This window comes from Vibrio crassostreae (assembly GCF_041439375.1).
In the GTDB taxonomy this organism is placed as follows: Bacteria; Pseudomonadota; Gammaproteobacteria; order Enterobacterales; family Vibrionaceae; genus Vibrio; species Vibrio crassostreae_D.
Genome location: NZ_JBGONY010000007.1, coordinates 47,110 through 70,539, shown reverse-complemented (window position 1 = coordinate 70,539; position 23,430 = coordinate 47,110). Strand labels below are relative to the sequence as shown.

Below are 23,430 nucleotides of genomic sequence, written 5' to 3'. Positions count from 1 at the left end.
TAAAGAAGAAACTGTTACCTACACTCTAATGAAACCAAGCGTTAATCACTTGGTGGCATAATAATAAAATAAAAAAATAAAACGTTCAGTCGGCTAAAAAAGGACAAGGAAATGAACAATGACAGTTTTGCTGCGTTTCAGGGGCTCACGGATGACACACCCATTAAAGAATCATTTTCTACCACTGCAGAACCTTATGCTCACTATCTAAAGGATATTGTGGGGATTGATCTGCTGTCGCGTGAAGATGAGGTGTATTACGCAAAATTGAATCGCGCTGGTGACAAGCAAGCACGTGACATCATGATCGAATCAAACCTGCGACTTGTTGTAAAAATCGCAAAGAGTTACCTAAAACGTAAAGGCAACAACTTCACGCTGCTCGACCTGATCGAAGAAGGTAACATCGGCTTAATCAAAGCAATCGATAAATACGATCCCGAACCCGGTTATCGCTTTTCGACTTACGCCGTATGGTGGATTCGAGAGAATATTGAAGCGGCATTGATGAACAAAGGTCGTACTGTCCGATTGCCCGCCCACGTATGCAAAGAAATAAACAGCCTCGCGTCCAAAAAGCTCGATGTAAGTAAAAAAATGAGTAGAGAGATTTCAATTTCTGAGCTATCAGACAGTTCAGGTGTAAAGGCCGAACGCGTCGATCAACTGGTGGCGTTAAGCGGGTTTATTGACGTGACGACAACGGTTGGAACTAGCCATGCGCCTATGGTGCTTGATCAATGCGAAAGTGAATATATCCAAGACCCTCAACAAGATTGTGAGGATCAATCCTTTACCCAAGCTCTAGAGCAAATCATAAACACACTGCCACCCAAATTACAGAAGGTTCTCATTCACCGTTTTGGTTTCTTTGATAACAAGGTGAAAACACTGTCTGAGGTGGGACAAATGCAAGATGTAAATGTTTCTAATGAGCGTGTTAGACAAATGCAGAAAGAAGCAGTCGAGAGAATTCAAAAACGACTCAAATTTGATGGTTGGGTGTAAGTCTCACCCCTACTGAGAAGTTATAACGACAGGAAAGAACAATAACGTTAGACAAAAGCATCGTTAATTGAGAGCAACAACGTTAAGTAAAAAGAACCTTAAGGGTGAGCCTCAAAGCTTGCCCTTTTTGTTTACCTGATTCGCTAGAAAAATAAAAAGATCGTAAGCACACGAACCGTAAGTCGCTAATGGCTAATGGCTAATGACAAGTGCCACAGCATTAACTTACCTTAAAGAAGTGACTCGCTCACTGCGTAAAATGAGATAATTGATGTAAGTGGTTTCAAGACAATTTTGTTCCCACACAGATAAAATCCGTTTGGCCGCAAAATAATAATCTTTGTTTCTCAACAGCATCCCAACGGTGCCGCTGAGCTTTTCAAATCGAACGTGATCGCTCGTAGAGATGTAGTCATCTTCACTTTCAATAATGGGTGCTAAACCATCAGCAAACCAATTATTCAATATTTCTCGCATCTCTAATTCGGACTCAGGCACATCCACACTCGACAACTCACGATGTTGAGGTGGTGGCACGATGTACTTCGACGCTTGCGGTGAACTGACATAACGATACATGTCGTCCCTCCTTTCTAACTAACTCGTCTAATAATTAAGGACATTTTTGTCTGTTCTCAAGTTTATTTAGCGAAACAAACAATATTATTTAGAACAACAAGCAATAAAAAAGCCATGCATCAATGACCCCACATGGCTTTAGTGAGGGCAACTTTACGCTGCCCTATCTACTTGTTGGTTTAGACTAAATGTCGGTTCAGACTAAAACTAAGCCCTCTCGATTAAATCGAGCTTTGGTCGAAGTCGTTGCCTTGATCGGTTCCAGTTTGAGAATCTGAATCGAAGCTTCCAGAGTCGTCCGTGAAGTCAACACCTTGCTCTTGACCACCTGAACTTGTCCAGTCGCTGCCTCCAGATTCCATACCCGCCATGTCTGGTTGCTGCTCTTGGGTAGAACCTTGCATGGTGTATTGATCATCGACCTCAACTTCAACAGAACCGCTAGCACCGTCTATTGAGCTACCCAATTCGTCGTAACCTTGGAATTGGATCTCGCTAGTACCTTCATAACCTTCTGGAAGTTCAACGGATACAGGCTGCTCTAGGTTGCCACTGATTGTGAAGCTACCATCACCGTTATCCAGTGCGTTGCTCACAGTAGCGCCCTCAGGTAAGCCAGACATATCAGCGTAATCAACCGATTCGTTACCACTCACCTCATCTGGAATCGAGATAGAGATAGTATCGCCCGGTGCCGCGGTTACATCGGCTGTACTGTCTTCAGTTTCAGCATCTTGAGCTTGGTCATCAGCTTGTTGAGCCACTTCCACTTGTTGCTCTTCTGTTTCTTGAGCAGCTTGGACTTGTGGTTCATCACTTTGTACTGAATCATCTTCAACTTGGATGCTTAAGCTGTGACTTGATACTTCACCGCCGTCGTTAACTTCAACATTCATCGCTAAATTGCCATCGAAGTCTTCGTTCGGCCAGTATGTCCACTCACCGTCACCAGATTGAGCAAAGAAGCCAGCATCGTTCGCGTCTGCAACATCAACAACTTGTGCAGAATCACTCACGCCCAACTCATCCACCAGCTGTGCATCCGTGATAGTTAGTGAACCATCATCAGCTATGGCATAACCTTCACTCGCCGCCGCTTCATCTCCGCCTTGGATATCCACATTGAAGAAGCTTTCGATGCGATTTTCGCCATCGGTCGCTATAAACCCAACTTGAACATCTCCGGTGTAGTCTTCAGCAGGTGTGAATTGATAGTTACCTTGGTTATCGCTCTCTATTACACCCTGACCTTCCATCAAGCTTACTGACTCAATGCTCAAGCTGTCGCCTTCCGCATCGCTCAGGTTCGCTAACATGTCTTCATCAGTGAACGACAAGGTTGCATCCGCTGCGATTTCCGTCGTTGTGATGCTGTTAACTTCTGGTGCTGCATTCTCTTGTGAGTCGCCTTCTTTCACGACTACGCCAGTTTGCTCATCATGAAGCACGCCATCTTTATCAACTACGTACGCAATGTCTGCTTCGCCCGTGAAGCCTGGTGCTGGTGTGAACGTCCAAGTGCCATCGCCATTATCGACAATCTCACCTTGGCTGCGGTCAGCAAGATGAACCAGTTTCACTTCATCATCGCTGTCAGCATCCACATTCTCAGCCAATCCGATTAGGTCGTCCGCCGTTAGGATGATGGAATCACCCGCCACAGTTTCGAAATCACCTGAATCGATACCATCATCAAACGCTTCCGGCTCATCTCCGTAATCAACCGTTGTTGCGCTTACGGTTACGAAGAACTCACCATGGAAGTCTTCAGGCGGCGTCATTTGAATGTTTGAGATATCCCAGTCGAACAGGTCGATGTATTGACCCGGCTCGGTGATCATCACGGTATTCACACCATCTGTTACCTCGAATCCAACAGGGAAACCTGTCATCACCAAGTTACTTAGTGTTTCTGAATCATCGACTAGGCCAACGTTCAGTCCCAAGTGACCCGTTTCATCTTCGCCGAAGACTAATGGACCGTCATGGTCAGTTGAAATAACCGCGCCATCTGCGACAGGACGTACGTACACAGGAACATCGAGAACCGTTTCGAACTCACCGTCACTCACGACAACTTGTAGGTCAGAAACACCCGCAAAGTCGCCTGTTGGTGTGAATGTCCAAGTACCATCACCGTTGTCTGTAACTTCTCCGCCATCTTCACCGTCTGCGGTGATAATGCGAGAAACAACAAGGTCTGCGGTATCAATGTCACCGAACAAGTTCATCAAGTCGCCAGCATCGAAGGTGAACGCGCCATCTTCGTTGGTGGTCATCATTGCGTTGCCGACGTTGAATGGTGCGTCGTTAACCGGAATGACATCCACATTCAGCGAGCCATCAACCACTTCTTCACCGTCAGTCGCTTGATAACCGAGTTCTACTAAGCCATTGAAGTCTTGAGTAGTCACTAAGTGATACATGCCGTCTGGTTGCTGAGTTAAGGTCGCGTTCGCTGGAGCTCGAACTGTGATGCTCTCAATGCTGATCTCGTCGCCATCAAGGTCTGTCACTTGATCCGCGATGTAAGCCGGGTCAATCACCATGACCACATCTTCTTCGCCTTGCATCTCAATCATTGGCGCTTCAGGTGCATCATTCACTGGCGTAACATCGATGTTGCCGTCGACTGAAATTGTCTCTTGGCCATCGCTAACGTTAAACGTCATTGGCACATCGCCATTGAAGTTTTCGTTTGGTGTAAATGACCAAGTACCATCTTCGTTATCTAGCAACTCACCCAAGCTAGGGTCGATTTGTAGACCAGAAGCCGACAGCTCGTCTGCGGTGTTATCGATGTCGGTAGCTTGAGCTAACAACATGTCTTGTGTGATAAGAATGGTGCTGTCTTCGGCTGTGGTTAGTTTCACATCCTCAGATTCAGGTCCATCGTTCACAGCCAGAACTTCGATACCTGCCGTTGTTGTTGCCGTTGCACCGTCATCATCGGTCACGACCACATCTAGGCTGATATCACCATTAAAGTTCTCGTTTGGCGTGAAGGTCACAGACCCATTATCGTTTTGAACCAAGGTGCCGTCAGAGCCTGAGTAAGTCACGCTTTCAAGTGACACTTCACCATCAACGTCAGAGCAATTAGCAATTAACTGCTCAGGGCTGATTGTGATGGTGCCATCTTCGTTCATTTGGTAAGACGTAGAACCCGCTACCGGCGCATCGTTAACATCCGTTACCGTCACACCAATATTGGCATCGACTGTCTCAGTGCCATCAGTCACTGTGAAGCCTAGGTTGACATCGCCATTGAAGTTCTCGTTCGGAGCAAAGCTATAAGTGCCGTCACCGTTATCAGTGAACACACCTTCTGCGCCCGTGTAAGACACGTCAACGATAGACAAGTCATCGCCGTCAATGTCTGCAGCACCTGCTAGTAGGTCTGCATCCGTGAAGATTAGCGTTCCATCTTCCTCAACAGTAAAGTTTTGGTCTTCCGCTGTTGGTAGGTCATTGACTGGGTTAACCGTTAGGTCGACTCCAGCTTGAACAGTTTCAAGGCCATCTGACACATCGAAGCTCAAATCAATGTCACCGTTGAAATCAGCATCCGGAGTGATAGTAAATGAACCATCTTCGTTCGCTGTTACGGTCGCATTGTCACCTGCAGATAGGTTGCTTGCGGTTAGTGCATCACCATCAACATCGGATGCGTTAGCCAGCAACTGCTCTTGAGATAGCGTAATTGAACCGTCTTCATCAACCGAGTAAGCCACGTTTCCGGCCACTGGTGCGTCGTTAACTGCAATAACTTCAATACCAGCGGTAGTCTGAGCCGTTGCACCGTCGTCATCAATAACCGTCACATCAAGGTTGATGTCGCCGTTAAAGTTTTCGTTTGGTGCGAACGTTACCGACCCATCTTCATTTTGAACCAAGATACCGTCTGCACCTGAGTAGCTCACGCTATCAAGCGACACTTCACCGTCCACATCGGAGCTATTAGCAATCAACTGCTCAGGGCTCAATGTGATGGTGCCATCTTCGTTCATTTGGTAAGACGTTGCGCCTGCCACTGGTGCATCGTTAACGTCTGTTACCGTTACGTCGATGTTAGCATCGACCGTCTCTGTACCGTCAGATACTGAGAAGTCTAGGCTTACGTCACCGTTGAAGTTCTCGTTCGGTGCAAAGGTGTAGGTTCCATCGCCATTGTCGGTAAACACACCCTCTGCGCCAGTGTAAGACACGTCGGCAACTGAAAGCTCATCACCATCAATATCAGAAGCACCTGCTAGCAGTTGCTCGTCCGTAAAGGTAAGCGAACCGTCTTCTTCAATGGTGTAAGCGACATCTTCTACAACTGCGATGTCATTCACTGGATTCACAGTAAGGTCTGCCGTTGCAACAACCGTTTCAGTACCATCAGAAAGGTCGAAGCTTAGGTCAATATCGCCATTAAAGTCAGCATCCGGGGTAATGGTAAATGAACCATCATCGTTTGCCGTAACGGTCGCGTTATTACCGGCGGTTAGGTTGGCAGCGGTAAGATCATCGCCGTCCACATCCGATGCTTGAGCAAGCAGCTGCTCTTGGCTTAGTGTGATTGAACCATCTTCATCCACTGAGTAAGCCAAGTCACCTGACACTGGCGCGTCGTTAACCGCGATAACTTCAATACCCGCAGTGGTTTCAGCCGTTGCACCCTCTTCATCAGCAACGGTGACATCTAGGCTGACATTGCCGTTGAAGTTTTCATTTGGTGCGAAGCTGTAAGTACCATCACCATTGTCAGTAAATATACCGTCTGCGCCTGAGTAGGAAACGTCGCTAACGGATACATCACCTTCAATGTCTAAGCTGTTCGCAAGAAGCTGTGCTTCAGAGATGGTAATCACGTTATCTTCGTCAACGCTGTAGGTCGTTGAACCTGCAACCGGCAAGTCATTAACAGCAATGACGTCGATACCTGCGGTTGTTTCAGCGGTTGCGCCATCTTCATCCATAACAGATACATCAAGACTGATGTCACCGTTAAAGTTTTCGTTTGGAGCAAAGGTGTAAGTACCATCACCATTATCAGTGAATACACCATCAGTGCCGCTGTAGCTTACATCGCTGACAAACACTTCCCCTTCAACATCCGAGCTATTCGCTAGAAGTTGTGCATCGCTTAGGGTGATACTGCCGTCTTCTTCAACACTGTAAGTCGTAGAACCCGCTACCGGTACGTCGTTGATTGGAACCACTTGAACATCAATATTCGCCGATACAACATCTGTACCATCACTCACATCGTAAGTTAGGTCGACATTACCATTGAAGTTCTCGTTTGGAGCAAAGGTATAAGTACCGTCGCCGTTATCCGTGAACACACCGTCTGTACCTTCGTAGTTAACCGACTCGACAGAAAGATCATCGCCGTCAATATCCGTTGCACCAGTCAGTAGCTGTTCATCGGTAAAGGTCAGCGAACCATCTTCATTAATGGTGTAGTCGTGGTCGTAAATTACAGAAAGGTCGTTAACTGCTGTTACAGTCACGTCTAGTTCCGCTGGAGTAACCCCACCGTTGCCATCGTCTACGTTGTAGCTAATCGAGAATTCACCATTGAAGTTCTCTTCCGGTGTAATGGTGTAAGTTCCATCACCATTGTCAGTGATAAGAGCGTTCTCAATGGAAACATCTCCAACACTTGGTTCGTTTCCACCCGTATCACCAGAGTCATCACCTTCATCGCCAGTTAGCAATTCAGAGATATCAATGCCGTTTTCATTCGCAAGCGCTTCTTCTGCCGTTGGTAAATCAAACGCATTCTCGCTGCCTACATATTGGCTTGGAACAATAACGCCATTCACGATATCAAATACATGCCAATGGTCACCTGATGGGTTATCAGATAAATCTGGGCTGAAGGTTTCAACCAATGTATCGCCTACAAACACCTGAACTTGTACATCTTCAACACCATCTACATCCCAACTTCTGCTGGTGTAGTTGTGTACTGAATAGTGCATGTCCGCATCTTGGTAGTTTGGAATGGTGATGGTTTCAGGGCCGCCACCATTTGTGTCATCTACATCTTGCTGAACAACGTTACCTTCACCAAGATCATGGCTCATGTCGCGATAGTAAATATGGTCTAGCTCATTGCCATTCTCTGTATCGTAAAGCCATAAGTGGTTATCCATATCACGTGGACTGTCGCCCCATGTAACCACGATACGCATATCTGTTTCTTCAAGTACTTCGGATATAGCGGTTACACCACCGTTGGTATCTTCGCCTGCTGGAACTAGGAAGCTGCTAGTAATAGAGCCTTCTTGTTCAATCGTAACGGTACCTTGGTCAACAACTGGACCGCTCACAGAGTAATTACCGGATTGATCCGTCTCCGCCGTGTAAGAATGACCTGCGTTGTCGGTTAGCGTAACATCCGCACCTGCGATTGGATTGCCAGTTTCAGCATCCAACACTGTACCGGTTACGGTTGTTTCATCGCCCTGCTCTCCGATAGTTGCGGTCATGTCATCGTCTTCGATGTCAGTCGCGAATTGTAGGAGCTCTTCTTGAGTAATGGTGTATGAACCGTCTTCTTCAATGGTTATCGCCACATCAGCAGAAACAATTGGCGCGTCGTTAACTGGGTCAACGGTCAAGCCTAAGTTAGCGGCAATTGGTGTGTCGCCATCGCTGATGCTGTAGGCAACATCGATGTAGCCATTGAAGTTTTCGCTTGGAGTGATTGAGAACGTGCCATCGCCATTGTCGACAATCGTTGCATCGTCACCCACTAATGTTAAGTCGGAAGCGACAAGGTCGTCGCCCTCAATATCAGCGGCATTCGCAAGTAACTGCTCCTGCGTGATAGTGATGACATTATCTTCATCAACGTTCGCATAAACATCAGATGTCGTTGGCAAGTCGTTGACTGGGTTTACCGTCAGATCGGCGTTCGCCACAATCGACTCAGTGCCGTCCGAAATATCAAAGCTTAGGTCGATATCGCCATTGAAGTTCGCATCTGGCGTTACCGTAAAGGTGCCATCGCCATTATCAACAACAGTTGCATTATCGCCTGCGCTTAAGTTGCTTGCGGTTAGGTCATCGCCATCCACATCAGATGCTTGAGATAGCAACTGCTCTTGAGTCAGAGTAATGGAACCATCTTCATCAATGCTGTATGCCAAATCACCCGATACTGGTGGATCGTTAATTGGAAGAACATCAATACTTGCGCTGGTGGCTACTGTCGCACCGTCTTCATCTGTCACCACTACATCGAGGCTAACATCACCGTTAAAGTTTGCGTTCGGTGCAAAGCTGAATGTACCGTTACCATTGTCAGTAAAGATGCCGTCAACGCCTGTGTAAGTAACGCTATCAATCGCCACTTCACCTTCAATATCAGAAGAGTTCGCCAACAGTTGCTCTGCACTGATGGTGATAACTTCATCTTCGTTGACTGAGTAACTGGTTGAGCCTGCGATTGGCGGATCGTTCACCTCAAGTACGGTGATTCCCGCGGTGGTCGCTTCTGTTGCCCCTTCTTCATCGGTAACAACAACCGCTAAGCTCACATCACCATTGAAGTTCTCGTTTGGCGAGAAGGTGTAAGTGCCGTCACCGTTGTCTTCGAACACACCGTCACTGCCAGTGTAAGTCACGCTATCAATCGCAACCTCACCTTCAATATCTGAAGAGTTGGCTAATAGCTGTTCGTTACTGATCGTGATTGAGTTGTCTTCATGCACAGTGTAAGACGTGCTACCCGCCACTGGTGGATCGTTCTCAGGCGTCACGCTCACATCAATGTTGGCTTGAACCGTATCCGTGCCATCTGACACATCAAAGCTGAAGTTCACATCACCATTGAAGTTCTCGTTTGGCGCAAAGCTGTAGCTTCCGTCACCATTGTCGGTAAGCACACCATCAGCACCCGTGTATGTCACACCTTCGACTGTTAGGTCATCACCTTCAACATCCGTCGCACCCGTTAACAGGTCAGCGTCAGTGAAGTTAAGAACCCCATCTTCACCAATAGTGAATGCTTGGTCTTGTGGCTCTGGCGCATCATTGACAGGTGTTACCGTCAAGTCTAGGCCAGCCGCGACCATGTCTTCCCCATCAGTTACATCGTAACTAAATTCGATATTACCGTTGAAGTTTTCACTCGGTGTAATGGTGAAGCTGCCATCGTCGTTCATTTGAACGGTCGCATTTTCATCATTGGTAGTTAGGTTGATTGCTGATAAATCATCACCATCAATGTCAACAGCGTGCTCTAGCAACTGCTCTTGAGTTAGCGTGATGCTGTTGTCTTCGGCTGTCACAGCACTGATGTCACCATCAACTTCTGGAGCATCATTCGCTGGCGAGATATGAATCGTCACATCTTGGGTTGCCGTCGCGGTGGTGCCCGTATCAACATCAGTCGATGTCGCATTTACAGTTAGAACCACATCACCATTGAAGTCACCTGAAGGGATAAACTCTAGCCCTTCTAGCTCGCCAGGTTGCAATGACCAAGTGCCATCACCGTTATCGGTACCTGCAGAAAGCGAGCTGCCTTCCGGCACATCTTCAATCAAAATAGCAAGGTTTTCTGAACCATCGGTATCAGTAAGCGCCGCATCAATATCAAGTGGTACAGGTGTGTCTTCAGTACCAATGATTTGGTAATCCGCGTCAGACACTGTGATTTCGATGTTGTCGATACCAAACGCCTCGTCATCGACGCTTTGATTCAGGGTTGAACCGAAGCCAAGTTCAAGTTGGCCGTCTTCTACTGGTACCGTTAGGTTGATTTGGTGTGCTTGGTCGTTCCAACCACTGAAGCCCTCACCTTGCGATACGCCGTGAACCACTTCGCCGACTTCATTTCCTTCTGAATCGTAAAGCGTTGTTGTGCCATCTTGAGTACGGAACGCAGAATTATCTAATGTCGTTAGCTCTTCGCCGCCGACAAAGATTTGGAACGACTCACCATCCCAAGAATCAATTTCGTAGAAGTTGAACGAGATATTAACTTCGCTCACATCACTTGGAATGTCGTAAGTTTTGCTGACGGCTTCATCACCGCCCGTTCCACCAATACGACCTAGCATGTCACCCGACTCGAAGCCTTGAGAGCTTTCTGTGCCTGTATTCCAACCGTTTGAGCCAGACTCGAAGTTGTCTGAAGCAATCACTAGGTCAGAAGCAATCGACAGCTCTGGCATATCAACCACAGATTGAACATCAATCGTCGCTTCTGCTGGTACTGTCGCGGTACCGTCATTCACGTCGAACGTCACATTCACATTGCCGTCGAAGTTTTCATTCGGTGCGAATGTGTAAGTGCCGTCGCCGTTATCAACCAAAGTACCGCTATCTGAAGCCACATTTTCAACCGATAGGTTATCACCATCAATGTCGCCCGCATTTTGCAGCAGTTGTTCTTCTGTGAAGGTAAAGCTGGTGTCTTCTTGAGTCACAAATTGTGGCTCACCGACTGTTGGCAGGTCATTAACTGGGTTAACCGTTAGGTCAGCCGTTGCTTGAAGCGTCGCATCGCCATCGGTAATGTCGAAGTTCAAATCAATGTCGCCATTGAAGTTAGCATCTGGCGTGATAGTGAAACTACCATCATCGTTTGCTGTAACTGTCGCATCACCACCAACGGTTAGGTTAGCCGCTGTTAAGTCATCGCCATCAACATCACTCGCTTGAGCAAGTAATTGCTCTTGGCTCAAGGTAATTGAGCCATCTTCGTCCACGCTGTACGCCAAGTCGCCCGATACCGGAGCATCGTTAACAGGCAGAACATCAATGCTTGCGTTGGTCGCTACGGTTGCGCCTTCTTCATCAGTAACGACAACATCAAGGCTTACGTCGCCATCGAAGTTAGCGTTAGGTGCGAAGCTGAATGTTCCGTCACCATTGTCGGTAAAGATACCGTCTGAACCTGTGTAGTTAACGCTATCAATCGCCACTTCACCTTCGATATCAGAAGCGTTTGCCAACAGTTGCTCTGAACTGATGGTGATAACTTCGTCCTCGTTGACTGAGTAGCTGGTTGAGCCTGCGATTGGTGGATCGTTCACCTCAAGTACAGTAATACCCGCGGTGGTCGCTTCAGTTGCGCCCTCTTCATCAGTTACGACAACATCAAGGCTAACTTCGCCGTTGAAGTTTTCGTTTGGTGAGAAGGTGTAAGTACCGTCACCGTTGTCTTCAAAGACACCGTCAGCGCCAGTGTAAGTCACGCTATCGACTGCCACATCACCTTCAATGTCAGAAGAGTTAGCAAGTAACTGTTCGTCACTGATGGTAATTGAGTTGTCTTCATGAACGGTGTAAGACGTGCTACCTGCAACCGGTGGATCGTTCTCTGGTGTCACGCTGACATCAATATTGGCTTGAACTGTATCCGTGCCATCTGACACATCAAAACTGAAGTTCACATCACCATTGAAGTTTTCGTTTGGCGCAAAGCTGTAGCTTCCATCGCCATTATCAGTAAGAACACCATCCGCACCTGTGTAAGTAACGCCTTCAACCGACAGGTCATCCCCATCAATGTCAGTCGCACCTGTCAGCAAGTCTTCATCAGTGAAGTTCAAGATGCCGTCTTCGCCGATGCTGAACGTTTGATCTTGTGGTTGTGGAAGGTCATTGACTGGGTTAACGGTTAGGTCAGCCGTCGCAACCAGCGTATCTGTACCATCGCTAATGTCGAACGTTAGGTCAATGTCACCATTGAAGTTCGCATCTGGCGTAACGGTAAAGCTGCCGTCATCGTTAGCAACAACCGTCGCGTCTCCATCAACAATCAAGTTAGAAACAGTAAGGTCGTCGCCATCTACATCACTCGCTTGAGAAAGAAGCTGCTCTTGGCTCAAGGTAATCGAACCGTCTTCCTCAACACTGTATGCAAGGTCGCCTGATACTGGTACATCGTTGATTGGTAATACATCAACCGTAATAAACGTATCAACTTGAGCGCCGTCTTCATCTTGAATGGTTACATCCAATTGAACTTGGCCGTTGAAGTTTTCATTCGGAGCGAAGCTACATGTACCGTCACCATTGATTGAGAAGATACCGTCTGGGCCATCGTAGTTGATCTCAACAAGCTCAACATCACCTTCAATATCAGAAGCGTTCAACAGAACTTGAGACTCATTGAAAGTCAGTACTGAATCTTCATCGATGGTGTATGACGTAGGGCCAGCAACTGGCGGATCGTTCACCTCAAGGACAGTAATACCCGCCGTTGTTGCTTCAGTCGCTCCATCTTCATCCGTCACGACAACATCTAGGCTAACTTCGCCATTAAAGTTCTCGTTTGGCGAGAAGGTGTATGTACCGTCACCGTTGATTTCCAGAACACCGTCGCTACCACTGTAAGTCACGTTATCAATTGCGACTTCGCCTTCGATATCCGAAGAGTTCGCTAGCAATTGTTCGTTACTGATCGTAATAGAGTTGTCTTCATGAACCGTGTAAGACGTACTACCCGCAACCGGAGGATCATTCTCTGGCGTCACGCTCACATCAATGTTAGCGGTTACCGTATCGGTTCCATCTGATACATTGAACGAGAAGTTCACATCGCCATTGAAGTTTTCATTCGGCGCGAAACTGTAGGTGCCATCGCCATTATCGGTTAGGACACCATCTGCGCCAGTGTAAGTTACACCTTCAACACTTAGGTCGTCCCCTTCAATGTCCGTTACACCTGTTAATAGGTCTTGGTCATTGAACGTTAACACGCCATCTTCGCCGACTGTGAATGCGTGGTCTTGTGCTTCTGGACCGTCATTTACTGGTGAAACTGTTAACTCAAGGTTGGTAGAGACAACATCATCACCATCAGACACATCAAACGTAAAGCTCACATCGCCATTGAAATCAGCATCTGGCGTTAATGTGTACGTACCATCACCGTTATCGGTAATCGTAACGCTCTCATCATCGGTTGCTAAATTCAGAGCCGTCAACTGATCGCCATCTAAATCACGCGCATTAGCCAATAAGTCTTCTTGCGTAATGATGATTGAACCATCTTCTTCAACCGTTGCAGAAACCGGAAGTGCTTCAGGTGCGTGCTCAATGTGCGCGCCTGTCGCGTTAATGTAGATGGTTTGAGATACCGTTTCAGAATCATCATTCGATAACTCTGTCGCAGTTGCGGTTACATGAACTTCAAGCTGCTCATTGAAGTCTTCTGGTAACTGGATTTGTAACGCATTTTCGATAGCCGTTGTTGGTAAGTTCACCGTACCATCAGGGCCAACCGTTACTTCACCGCTGTAGATTTGGCTGTTCACTTCACCGACATCGATTGTGAAGTTGAAGTCAGAATAGTCAGCATCACCGCCGCCATACAAATCTTCAAATCCGTAAACCAGCTCGCCGTCTTCATTAACCGTAGTACGAGTATGTTCGATACCATCTTGGTTTAGCTGAGAGCTTGAACCACCATGGAAGATCGCGTCACCATTTTGGCCTTGAATCACTGTCTCGGTTCCATCAGCAGCTACAAAGACAAGTTGAGGATCAACCGTATCCATGTTCGCAGGCGAACCATCCTCAGCACGGAACTCGTACTGACCGTCTTGCATCGCATCAAAGTCGTTGTGCTGATGTCCGTTTGGAATTAAGAACAGGTTAAAGCTTTCGCCTTCCTCGACTTGGAAGCTGAATTGATCTTGCCCTGGAACAAGGTCGCCGCCACCACCAACTTGTGATGCGTTTTCGTAAACAACTTCAACACCTGTGATGTTGCCGTCTTCGTCTACTTTGTAGTAACCCGCAGCGTTTTGGTAGCCAGCCGTCTCACCTTCAAACGTTACTGTGATTTCAGTGTCGTTGTAACTGGTGATACCGTTCTCTTGGTCATTCAGAACGCCTTCGTTATCGTATTGAATAACCGAACCTTCTGGCACACCATCTACTGTAACAGTGAGTGTTTCAGACAAGTCTTGGTCGACAAGTGCCGCAGCAATGTTCAGTTCAACAATACCGCCTGGCTCAACCAAAATCGCCTGGTCGTCGACGTTAACACCATCACCATCCGTGATAACTAAGTCAGGCGCATCAGCAACTGCTTCAATGTGAACATTAATGTCTTGTTCAACTTCATCCGTACCGTCTGTCACAGTAAAGCTGAACTGCAGATCACCACTGAAGTGCTCTTCAGGAACGAAGCTGAACGTGCCATCGCCGTTGTCGGTTACTGTGCCTTCATCACCAGAGTAATTGATGCTGGTAACGCTTAGGTCGTCGCCATCAATATCAATTGCAGCACTCAATAGATCTTCTTGAGTGAACAGGATGCTGCCATCCTCTTCGATGTGGTACATTCCTGGAGCAACAATTGGAATGTCATTCACCGGATTAACGGTCAATGTCATATCATTAGACGTGCTCAGCTCACCGTCGCTCACCTCATAAGTGAATGCAATATCGCCATTGAAGTTCTCTGAAGGTGTCACTGTGTACGTGCCATCACCATTGTCTACAATGCTGGCATTTGGATCGTTAGTTTCAAGCGCGCTTGCAAACAACTCATCGCCATCTTGGTCGCTCGCGTTCTCCAACAACATTTCTTGTGTAACGAGGATTGAACCATCTTCGTCGACATCTGCCACCATTGGCGTCGCTTCTGGCGCATCGTTGACGAACTCAACTTTTAGGTCGATGTTTGCGGCAACCACATCAGTGCCATCGCTCACATCAAACGCTAAGTCAACGTTACCGAAGAAGCCCTGCTCTGGTGTTAATGTGTATGTTCCATCGCCATTGTCTGTGACTTCTACCGTGTCGCTTGCACTCGTCACATTCACAACTGACAGTTCGTCGCCTTCAATGTCTGTCGCTTGTGCTAATAGTTCAGCTTCGGTAATGGTAATCGCTTGACCGTCTTCCGTAGTGAAAAACATGTCAGGCACGTCTGGAGCATCGTTGATAGGGTTTACGGTTAGGTTGAGGTCAGCCGCAACAGTTTCGATCGCGTCAGTGACATCATAAGTAAACTCAATCTCACCAAAGAAATCTGCACTTGGTGTAATAGTGAAGCTACCGTCTGGGTTTTCTACAACAACCGCATTTGGATCGTTGGTCGCTAAGTTAACGGCTTCAAGGTTGTCGCCATCGACATCCGTCGCATTCGCTAACAGATCCTCTTGAGTGATAGTGATTGAACCATCTTCATCAACAGCGGCTTCAATTGGACCACCAACCTCTGGGCCTTCATTGACAATTTCAACGTCAACTCTTGCTGTACTTGGTGCGCTTGTTTGGCCATCACTGATATCGAAAGTCAGATTCACTTCACCGTAGAAGTCTTCTGCAGGTTCGAAGGTAAAGGTATTATCACCGTTATCCGTTAACGTACCTTGCGTTTGGTCTGCAAGTAATAGGTTTTCGACATGAAGAATGTCGCCATCAACATCGGTAGCACCAGACAATAGGTCTTTCGCTTCGATGATCATGGAGCCGTTTTCAAGCATTTGGGTGTGCAATGGTTCACCCGGAACCGGCACATCATTGACTGGTACGACCGTTAGGTCTAGATGCGTTGCAACTTCATCAGTTCCATCAAACACCTTGTAGTCGATGTCGATTTCACCATTGAAGTTTTCATTCGGCATGAAGGTAAACGTACCATCGCCGTTATCAACTAGCTCACCGTTATCACCACCGTAAGTGATGTCAGAAATAGACAGCGTATCGCCTTCCACATCTGTGGTGTTCGCTAGCAAGTCATCGGCACTGAACGTGATACCTTCATCTTCATCTGTCGATAGAACAATCGGGCCAGAAACGATTGGCGCATCATTTACTGATTCGAAATTGATATTGATGATATTGCTGTCTGTCAGCTCACCATCGGTAACTTGGTAACCAAGTTCGATTTCACCATGGAAGTTTTCATCCGGTGTTACCGTCCAAGTGCCATCACCATTATCGGTGAGTGTTGCATGCTCTGAGTTTTCACCCACTAGCTCTAGATTTTCAATATCAAGGTCGTCGCCATCAATATCAGATGCTTGCGCCAGTAGTTGCTCTTCGGTAATCACAACCGAAGCAAACTGGGCAGAACCATCGGTATCGACAGTAATATTCGGAAGATCAGCCGTTAACTCGATTTCGTTGTCACCCGCATGGATATTCAACTCAACCGTTTCAGTAATCTCTGAGCCATCTACACCAATCGATGTAAACACCGCTTCATCATGACAAGTTTGTGACACTGTCATGTTTTGAACGACGTAAGTACCATTACCTTGCACGGTACCGAGCTCAAAGTAGGACACTGGTTGATCAACCGTTAGCGTGTAATCTGTCTCGAAAGTACCACGGTCTTCTTTGTGGTAAGTCATCGAGTCAATTAGGTCGCCATCCTCATTGAACGCTTTGATTTCTACTTCTGTAAAGTGACGAGACTCTTCCATGAACCAGCCACCCAAACCATCTAGGTGGAAACTGATTTCATTGATGTCTTGACCTTCAACTGAAACCGTCAGTTTCTCATCACCACTTAAGCCTTGGCGGTCAGTATCACCGATACCATGACCAATGTGGGTGTTGCCATTCCAGGCACCAAGAGGGTCATCGTTACTTTGAACAGTTACCGTTAAGTCACCATCTGAGAACTCACGCGTATAAGGGTCAACTTCTGTACCCCAATCATCCACACTCGCGTTATCGTCAAACGTACCGATTTGTGTGGTGTGTGTACCTTCAGCAAGAGCATCTTCACTTGGAACAAAGCGCACTTCGGTATCTGCAGGAACTTCTTGTCCTACTTCCAGTACCACCCATTCGTCATTCACATTTGCTTCAATGATGCCGTTTTCTGGCGCTTGGTCTAAACGTAGTGCTGGTTCTTCACGAAGTGTCACACCAACTGTTTGGTCTTCTTGCGCTTGGATGAAGATTTCATCGCCCGCTTCTGGCGCATCGTTGACAGGGTTAACCGTCAAGTCGAGTGTCGTCAGAACTTCATTCTCACCATCACTGATGCTGTATGTGAAGTCCAACTCGCCATTGAAGTTTTCTGTGTGCGTAATAGTGAATGAACCATCGTCATTAGTAACAATTGTCGCATCTGGATCGTTGGTTTGTAGGTTAGATGCCGTTAACTCATCACCTTCAACATCGGTCGCATTAGCGAGTAACTGCTCTTGAGTAATGGTGATTGAATTATCTTCATCGACTTCAGCCTGAATGCCCGAAGTTTCAGGTCCGTCATTCACAGCGATAACATCGATGCCAGCGGTTGTGGTTGCGGTTGCACCGTCTTCGTCAACGACAACAACGTCTAGTGAAATATCACCATCGAAGTTTTCATTTGGCGTAAAGGTGTAAGTACCATTGCCATTATCAACAAAAGAGCCGTCATCACCGGAGTACGATACTCCAGACAGTGAAACATCACCTTCTACATCGGAAGAGTTTGCCAATAATTGCTCATCACTGATCGTGATTTGGCCATCTTCTTGAACTGTGTACGATGTTGAGCCCGCTACTGGTGGATCATTCTCAGGCGTTACGCTGACATCAATAACAGCTGATGTTGAATCAGTACCGTCAGAGACATCGAATGAGAATTGAACATCACCATTGAAGTTCTCGTTTGGAGCAAAGCTATATGTGCCGTCGCCATTATCGCTAAGAACACCATCTGCACCTGTGTAAAGTACGTTTTCAATCGACAGTTCATCACCATCAATATCCGACGCACCTGCAAGCAGGTCAGCATCGGTGAAGAGTAACGTACCGTCTTCTTCAATCGTGAACTGTTGATCTTGCGCTTGTGGCAAGTCATTAACCGGATTCACGGTAATGTCTAGGCCAACTTGAACTGAACCACCATCGTTATCGATGATATCGAAGTTCAGATCTAGGTCACCGTTGTAATCTGCGTTCGGTGTGATGGTGTAGCTGCCATCATCATTGTGTTGGATGGTCGCATTTTCATCAGTAGATAGATTGATAGCTTCTAAGTTATCGCTATCGATATCACCTGCTCTTGCTAGCAATTGCTCTTGGCTTAGCGTGATGGAGCTATCTTCATTGATGGTGTAAGCCAAATCGCCCGATACTGGCGCATCATTGATTGGCAATACATCAACGTTAATGTGTGTTTCAACCGTTGCGCCATCTTCATCTTGAATGGTCACACCCAGTTGAACCTGACCATTGAAGTTTTCGTTGGGTGCAAAGCTGCATGTACCATCACCATTTACAGTGAAGATACCGTCAGAGCCATCGTAGTTAATGCCAACAAGTTCTACATCGCCTTCGATATCCGAAGCATTCACAAGAATCTGAGATTCACTGAACGTCAGAACCGAATCTTCGTCAATGGTGTATGACGTTGGACCCGCAACCGGTGGATCATTCACTTCTAGAACGGTGATGCCCGCAGTGGTTTCATCAATCGAACCGTCTTCATCGGCAACAATAACGTCAAGGCTGATATCGCCACTGAAGTTTTCATTAGGAAGGAAGGTGTAACTGCCGTCACCATTATCTTGGAACACACCATCTGTGCCGCTGTAAGTGACGCTGTCAACCGACACTGCACCTTCAACGTCAGAAGAGTTTACTAGCAACTGCTCATCAGAAATTGTGATGGCATTGTCTTCGTTGACCATGTACGAGGTTGAACCCGCAACTGGCGGATCGTTCTCAGGAGTCACACTGACATCAATGTTAGCGCTGACCGTTTCTGTGCCATCAGACACATCGAAACTGAAGTTCACATCACCATTAAAATTTTCATTTGGCGTAAAGGTATAAGTACCATCACCGTGGTCGGTCAGTACGCCATCACCACCTGTATAGCTAATACCTTCAACGGTTAAGTCGTCGCCATCAATATCGGTGGCACCGGTAAGTAAGTCGGCATCTGTAAATTGCAGCGTACCGTCTTCTGCAATACTGAATTGTTGGTCTTGAGGAACCGGCAAGTCATTAACTGGGTTAACAGTAAGATCGGCGGTTGCTTGAACTGTGTCAGCACCATCAGTGATGTTGAATTGAATATCAATGTCACCATTGAAGTTCGCATCTGGTGTGATGGTGAAACTGCCGTCATCGTTAGCTACAACCGTCGCATCACCACCAACCGTTAAGTCGCTCGCGGTTAGGTCTTCACCTTCAACATCAGATGCTTGAGACAACAGCTGATCTTGGCTCAGTGTGATTGAACCATCTTCGTTAACGTTGTAAGCCAAATCACCGGATACTGGCGCATCATTGATTGGCAATACGTCAACATTGATGACGGTTTCAACCTCTGCACCATCTTCATCACGAATGGTGACATCAAGCTGAACTTGGCCATTAAAGTTCTCATTCGGAGCGAAGCTACAAGTGCCATCACCATTTACTGAGAAGATACCCTCAGGGCCATCGTAGCTAATACCAACAAGCTCAACATCCCCTTCTACATCTGAGGCATTAAGTAGCACTTGTGATTCACTGAAGGTCAACACTGAGTCTTCATCAATGGTATAAGACGTTGGGCCAGCAACCGGCGGATCGTTCACTTCAAGAACATTGATGCCCGCGGTCGTTGCATCGGTCGCACCCTCTTCATCAGCAACAACCACATCAAGTGCAATTTCACCGCTGAAGTTCTCATTTGGCGAGAAGGTGTAAGTGCCGTTACCATTGATTTCAAGGACACCGTCACTACCAGAGTAAGTCACGCTGTCTATCGATACATCACCTTCAATATCTGAAGATGTTGCCAATAGTTGTGCATCAGAAATAGTAATCGAATTGTCTTCATTCACCGTGTAGGACGTTGAACCCGCAACTGGCGGATCGTTCTCAGGAGTCACGCTAACATCAATGTTTGCTGACACGGTATCGGTGCCATCTGACACATCGAAGCTAAAGCTCACATCACCATTGAAGTTTTCGTTTGGAGCAAAGCTATATGAGCCCTCACCTAAGTCAGTCAGTACGCCATCAGTGCCCTCATAAGTGATACCTTCAACCGTTAGGTTGTCACCTTCGATGTCAGTCGCACCTGTTAACAGGTCGGCATCGGTGAAGATAAGTGTACCGTCTTCTTCAACGCTGAACTGTTGATCTTGAGGGGCTGGTAAATCATTTACTGGGTTAACCGTCAGGTCTGCTGAAGCTTGAACGGTATTGGTGCCATCTGAGATATCAAAGCTGATATCGATGTCGCCATTGAAGTTCTCATCTGGCGTAATCGTGAAGCTGCCGTCATCGTTTTGAGTAACGGTTGCATCACCACCAACCGTTAGGCCGCTGGCAGTAAGGTCATCGCCTTCCACATCTGATGCTTGCGATAGCAACTGCTCTTGGCTTAGGCAAATCGAACCATCTTCGTCGACTGAGTACGCTAGGTCGCCCGATACTGGCGCATCATCAACTGCAGTTACGCTTACGTCGATGTTTGCAGAGACTGTATCGGTACCGTCAGATACATCGAAACCGAAGTTTACGTCGCCATTGAAGTTTTCGTTTGGCGCAAAGGTGTACGTACCATTACCGTTATCAGTAAGAATACCGTCGCCGCCATCGTAGGTCACACCTTCAACCGTTAGGTTGTCACCTTCAATGTCGGTAGCGCCTGTTAATAGGTCTGCATCTGTGAAGATTAACGTGCCGTCTTCTTCCACGCTGAACTGTTGATCTTGAGGTACTGGTAAATCATTTACTGGGTTAACCGTCAGGTCAGCCGATGCTTGAACCGTATTAGTGCCATCTGAGATATCAAAGCTGATATCGATGTCACCATTGAAGTTCTCATCTGGCGTAATCGTGAAGCTGCCGTCATCATTGGCTACAACCGTCGCATCACCGTCAACCGTTAGGCCGCTGGCTGTCAGGTCATCACCTTCTACGTCAGACGCTTGCGATAGAAGCTGCTCTTGGCTCAGACGAATCGAACCGTCTTCATCGATTGAGTAAGCTAGGTCACCCGAGACAGGCGCATCATCAACTGCAGTTACGCTTACGTCGATGTTCGCTGACACTGTATCGGTACCGTCAGATACATCGAAACCGAAGTTTACATCACCATTGAAGTTTTCATTTGGAGCAAAGGTGTACGTGCCGTTACCGTTATCAGTAAGGATACCGTCGCCACCATCGTAGGTCACACCTTCAACCGTAAGGTTATCGCCTTCAATGTCCGTTGCACCTGTTAACAAGTCTGCATCGGTGAAGATTAACGTGCCATCTTCTTCAACGCTGAATTGTTGATCTTGAGGTACTGGCAGGTCATTAACTGGGTTAACGGTTAGGTCAGCCGATGCTTGAACTGTATTAGTGCCATCAGAGATATCAAAGCTGATATCGATGTCGCCATTGAAGTTCTCATCTGGCGTGATGGTGAAACTGCCGTCATCGTTAGCTACAACCGTCGCGTCACCACCAACCGTTAGGTCGCTCGCTGTCAGGTCATCGCCTTCCACATCTGATGCTTGAGAAAGCAGCTGCTCTTGGCTTAGACGAATTGAACCATCTTCGTCGATTGAGTACGCTAGGTCACCCGATACCGGAGCATCATCAACCGCCGTAACGCTTACGTCGATGTTTGCAGCTACCGTATCAGTGCCATCTGACACATCGAAGCTGAAGTTGACGTCGCCATTGAAGTTTTCATTTGGAGCGAATGTATAGGTACCATTACCGTTGTCGGTAAGAATGCCGTCGCCGCCATCGTAAGTCACACCTTCAACAGTAAGGTTGTCACCTTCAATGTCCGTCGCACCAGAAAGAAGATCAGCGTCGGTGAAGACAAGCGTGCCGTCTTCCTCTATTTCAAACGTTTTATCTTCAGGAACCGGCGCGTCATTAATCGGACGTACCGTTAAATCAATTGCGCTGCTAATCGTTTCTTGGCCGTCACTGATGTCGAAAGTAAGGTCAAGTTCACCATTGAAGTCAGCAGAAGGAACTACTGTGAAAGTACCGTCACCATTGTCTTGAACGGTTGCATCAGCACCAACTTGAACGTTAGAGGCAACTAGTTCGTCCCCATCTACATCACTTGCGTATTCGAGTAATTGTTCTTGAGTGAATATTATGGAGCCATCTTCATCCATGATGTAAGCCAGATCTTGTTCAGCTTCTGGCGCATCATTTTCACTTTCGACTTTGATTTTGAACGTTTCGCTTACTGTTTCAGAATCAAAGTCATCCTCTACTTCACTGATGGTCTCTTCATCTGAAGCTTGAACATCAACGGCAAATGTCTCTTCTACTGTTTGTGAATCGAGGTCGTCACCGACTTGTTGCTCACCCGATTCAGAAGATGTAGAACTCGGCGCTGCTGAAGTACGCGCAGCTTGGCCTTGTTCTTCATTACCTTCAGCGTCTGCGCCACCTGTCGCGGCCTCTGCGTTATCGCCACCTACTGCTTGAGCGCCAGCACCTGCTCCACCACCACTGCCAGCAGCATTGTCCGAGCCAGCTTCCGAAGCCGCACCACCGACTACATTGGATTGTGCTGCGTCTGAATCTCCATCGCTTTCTGGCGTCTCTTCTTGAACAGCCGCACCAGAAGCCGACGCATCTTCAGCATTACCTGCGCCACTCGGATTGTCTTCTAAAGCCTGATTAACCTCGTCGGCCGCATCCGTGTTTTCAGCACCCGTCGCTATTGTCGACGCAATCGTATTTTGTTGATTTTGTTGATTCTGCTGTTGGGAGGGCGTACCCGCGTCGTTCGTGTCCGTTTGTTCTACCGCGTCATTGAGATCTTCATTTTGGTTGTTTTGGTTATTTTCGCCTGCCATTACAGCCTCCGTTGCTACTAGCTAACTGATCGTATTTAGAGGCATTAAAGGACACCATTTTGAAAAACCAAGTTTTTATACAACATTTTTCATATTTTTCTTT

The 23,430-nt window shown here is 47.1% G+C and carries 3 protein-coding genes; 1 reads left to right on the top strand and 2 read right to left on the bottom strand.

What is annotated here, in order from left to right; all coding sequences use genetic code 11:
- Positions 1 to 111 precede the first annotated feature (111 nt).
- Positions 112 to 1,008 carry a sigma-70 family RNA polymerase sigma factor gene (locus ACED45_RS05155; RefSeq protein ID WP_371713435.1) on the top strand — a complete coding sequence of 299 codons (897 nt, stop codon included), beginning with the start codon at positions 112 to 114 and terminating at the stop codon, positions 1,006 to 1,008.
- A 225-nt stretch (positions 1,009 to 1,233) separates the two neighbouring features.
- Here the strand turns inward: ACED45_RS05155 and ACED45_RS05150 are convergent, their stop codons facing one another.
- Both ACED45_RS05150 and ACED45_RS05145 read right to left on the bottom strand, forming a co-directional pair.
- A complete protein-coding gene (locus ACED45_RS05150; protein ID WP_371713434.1) occupies positions 1,234 to 1,587 on the bottom strand; it encodes a hypothetical protein in 354 nt (117 codons plus the stop codon).
- A 221-nt stretch (positions 1,588 to 1,808) separates the two neighbouring features.
- Positions 1,809 to 23,327: a tandem-95 repeat protein gene (locus ACED45_RS05145; RefSeq protein ID WP_371713433.1), complete on the bottom strand. Its 21,519-nt coding sequence runs from the start codon at positions 23,325 to 23,327 to the stop codon at positions 1,809 to 1,811.
- Positions 23,328 to 23,430 lie beyond the last annotated feature (103 nt).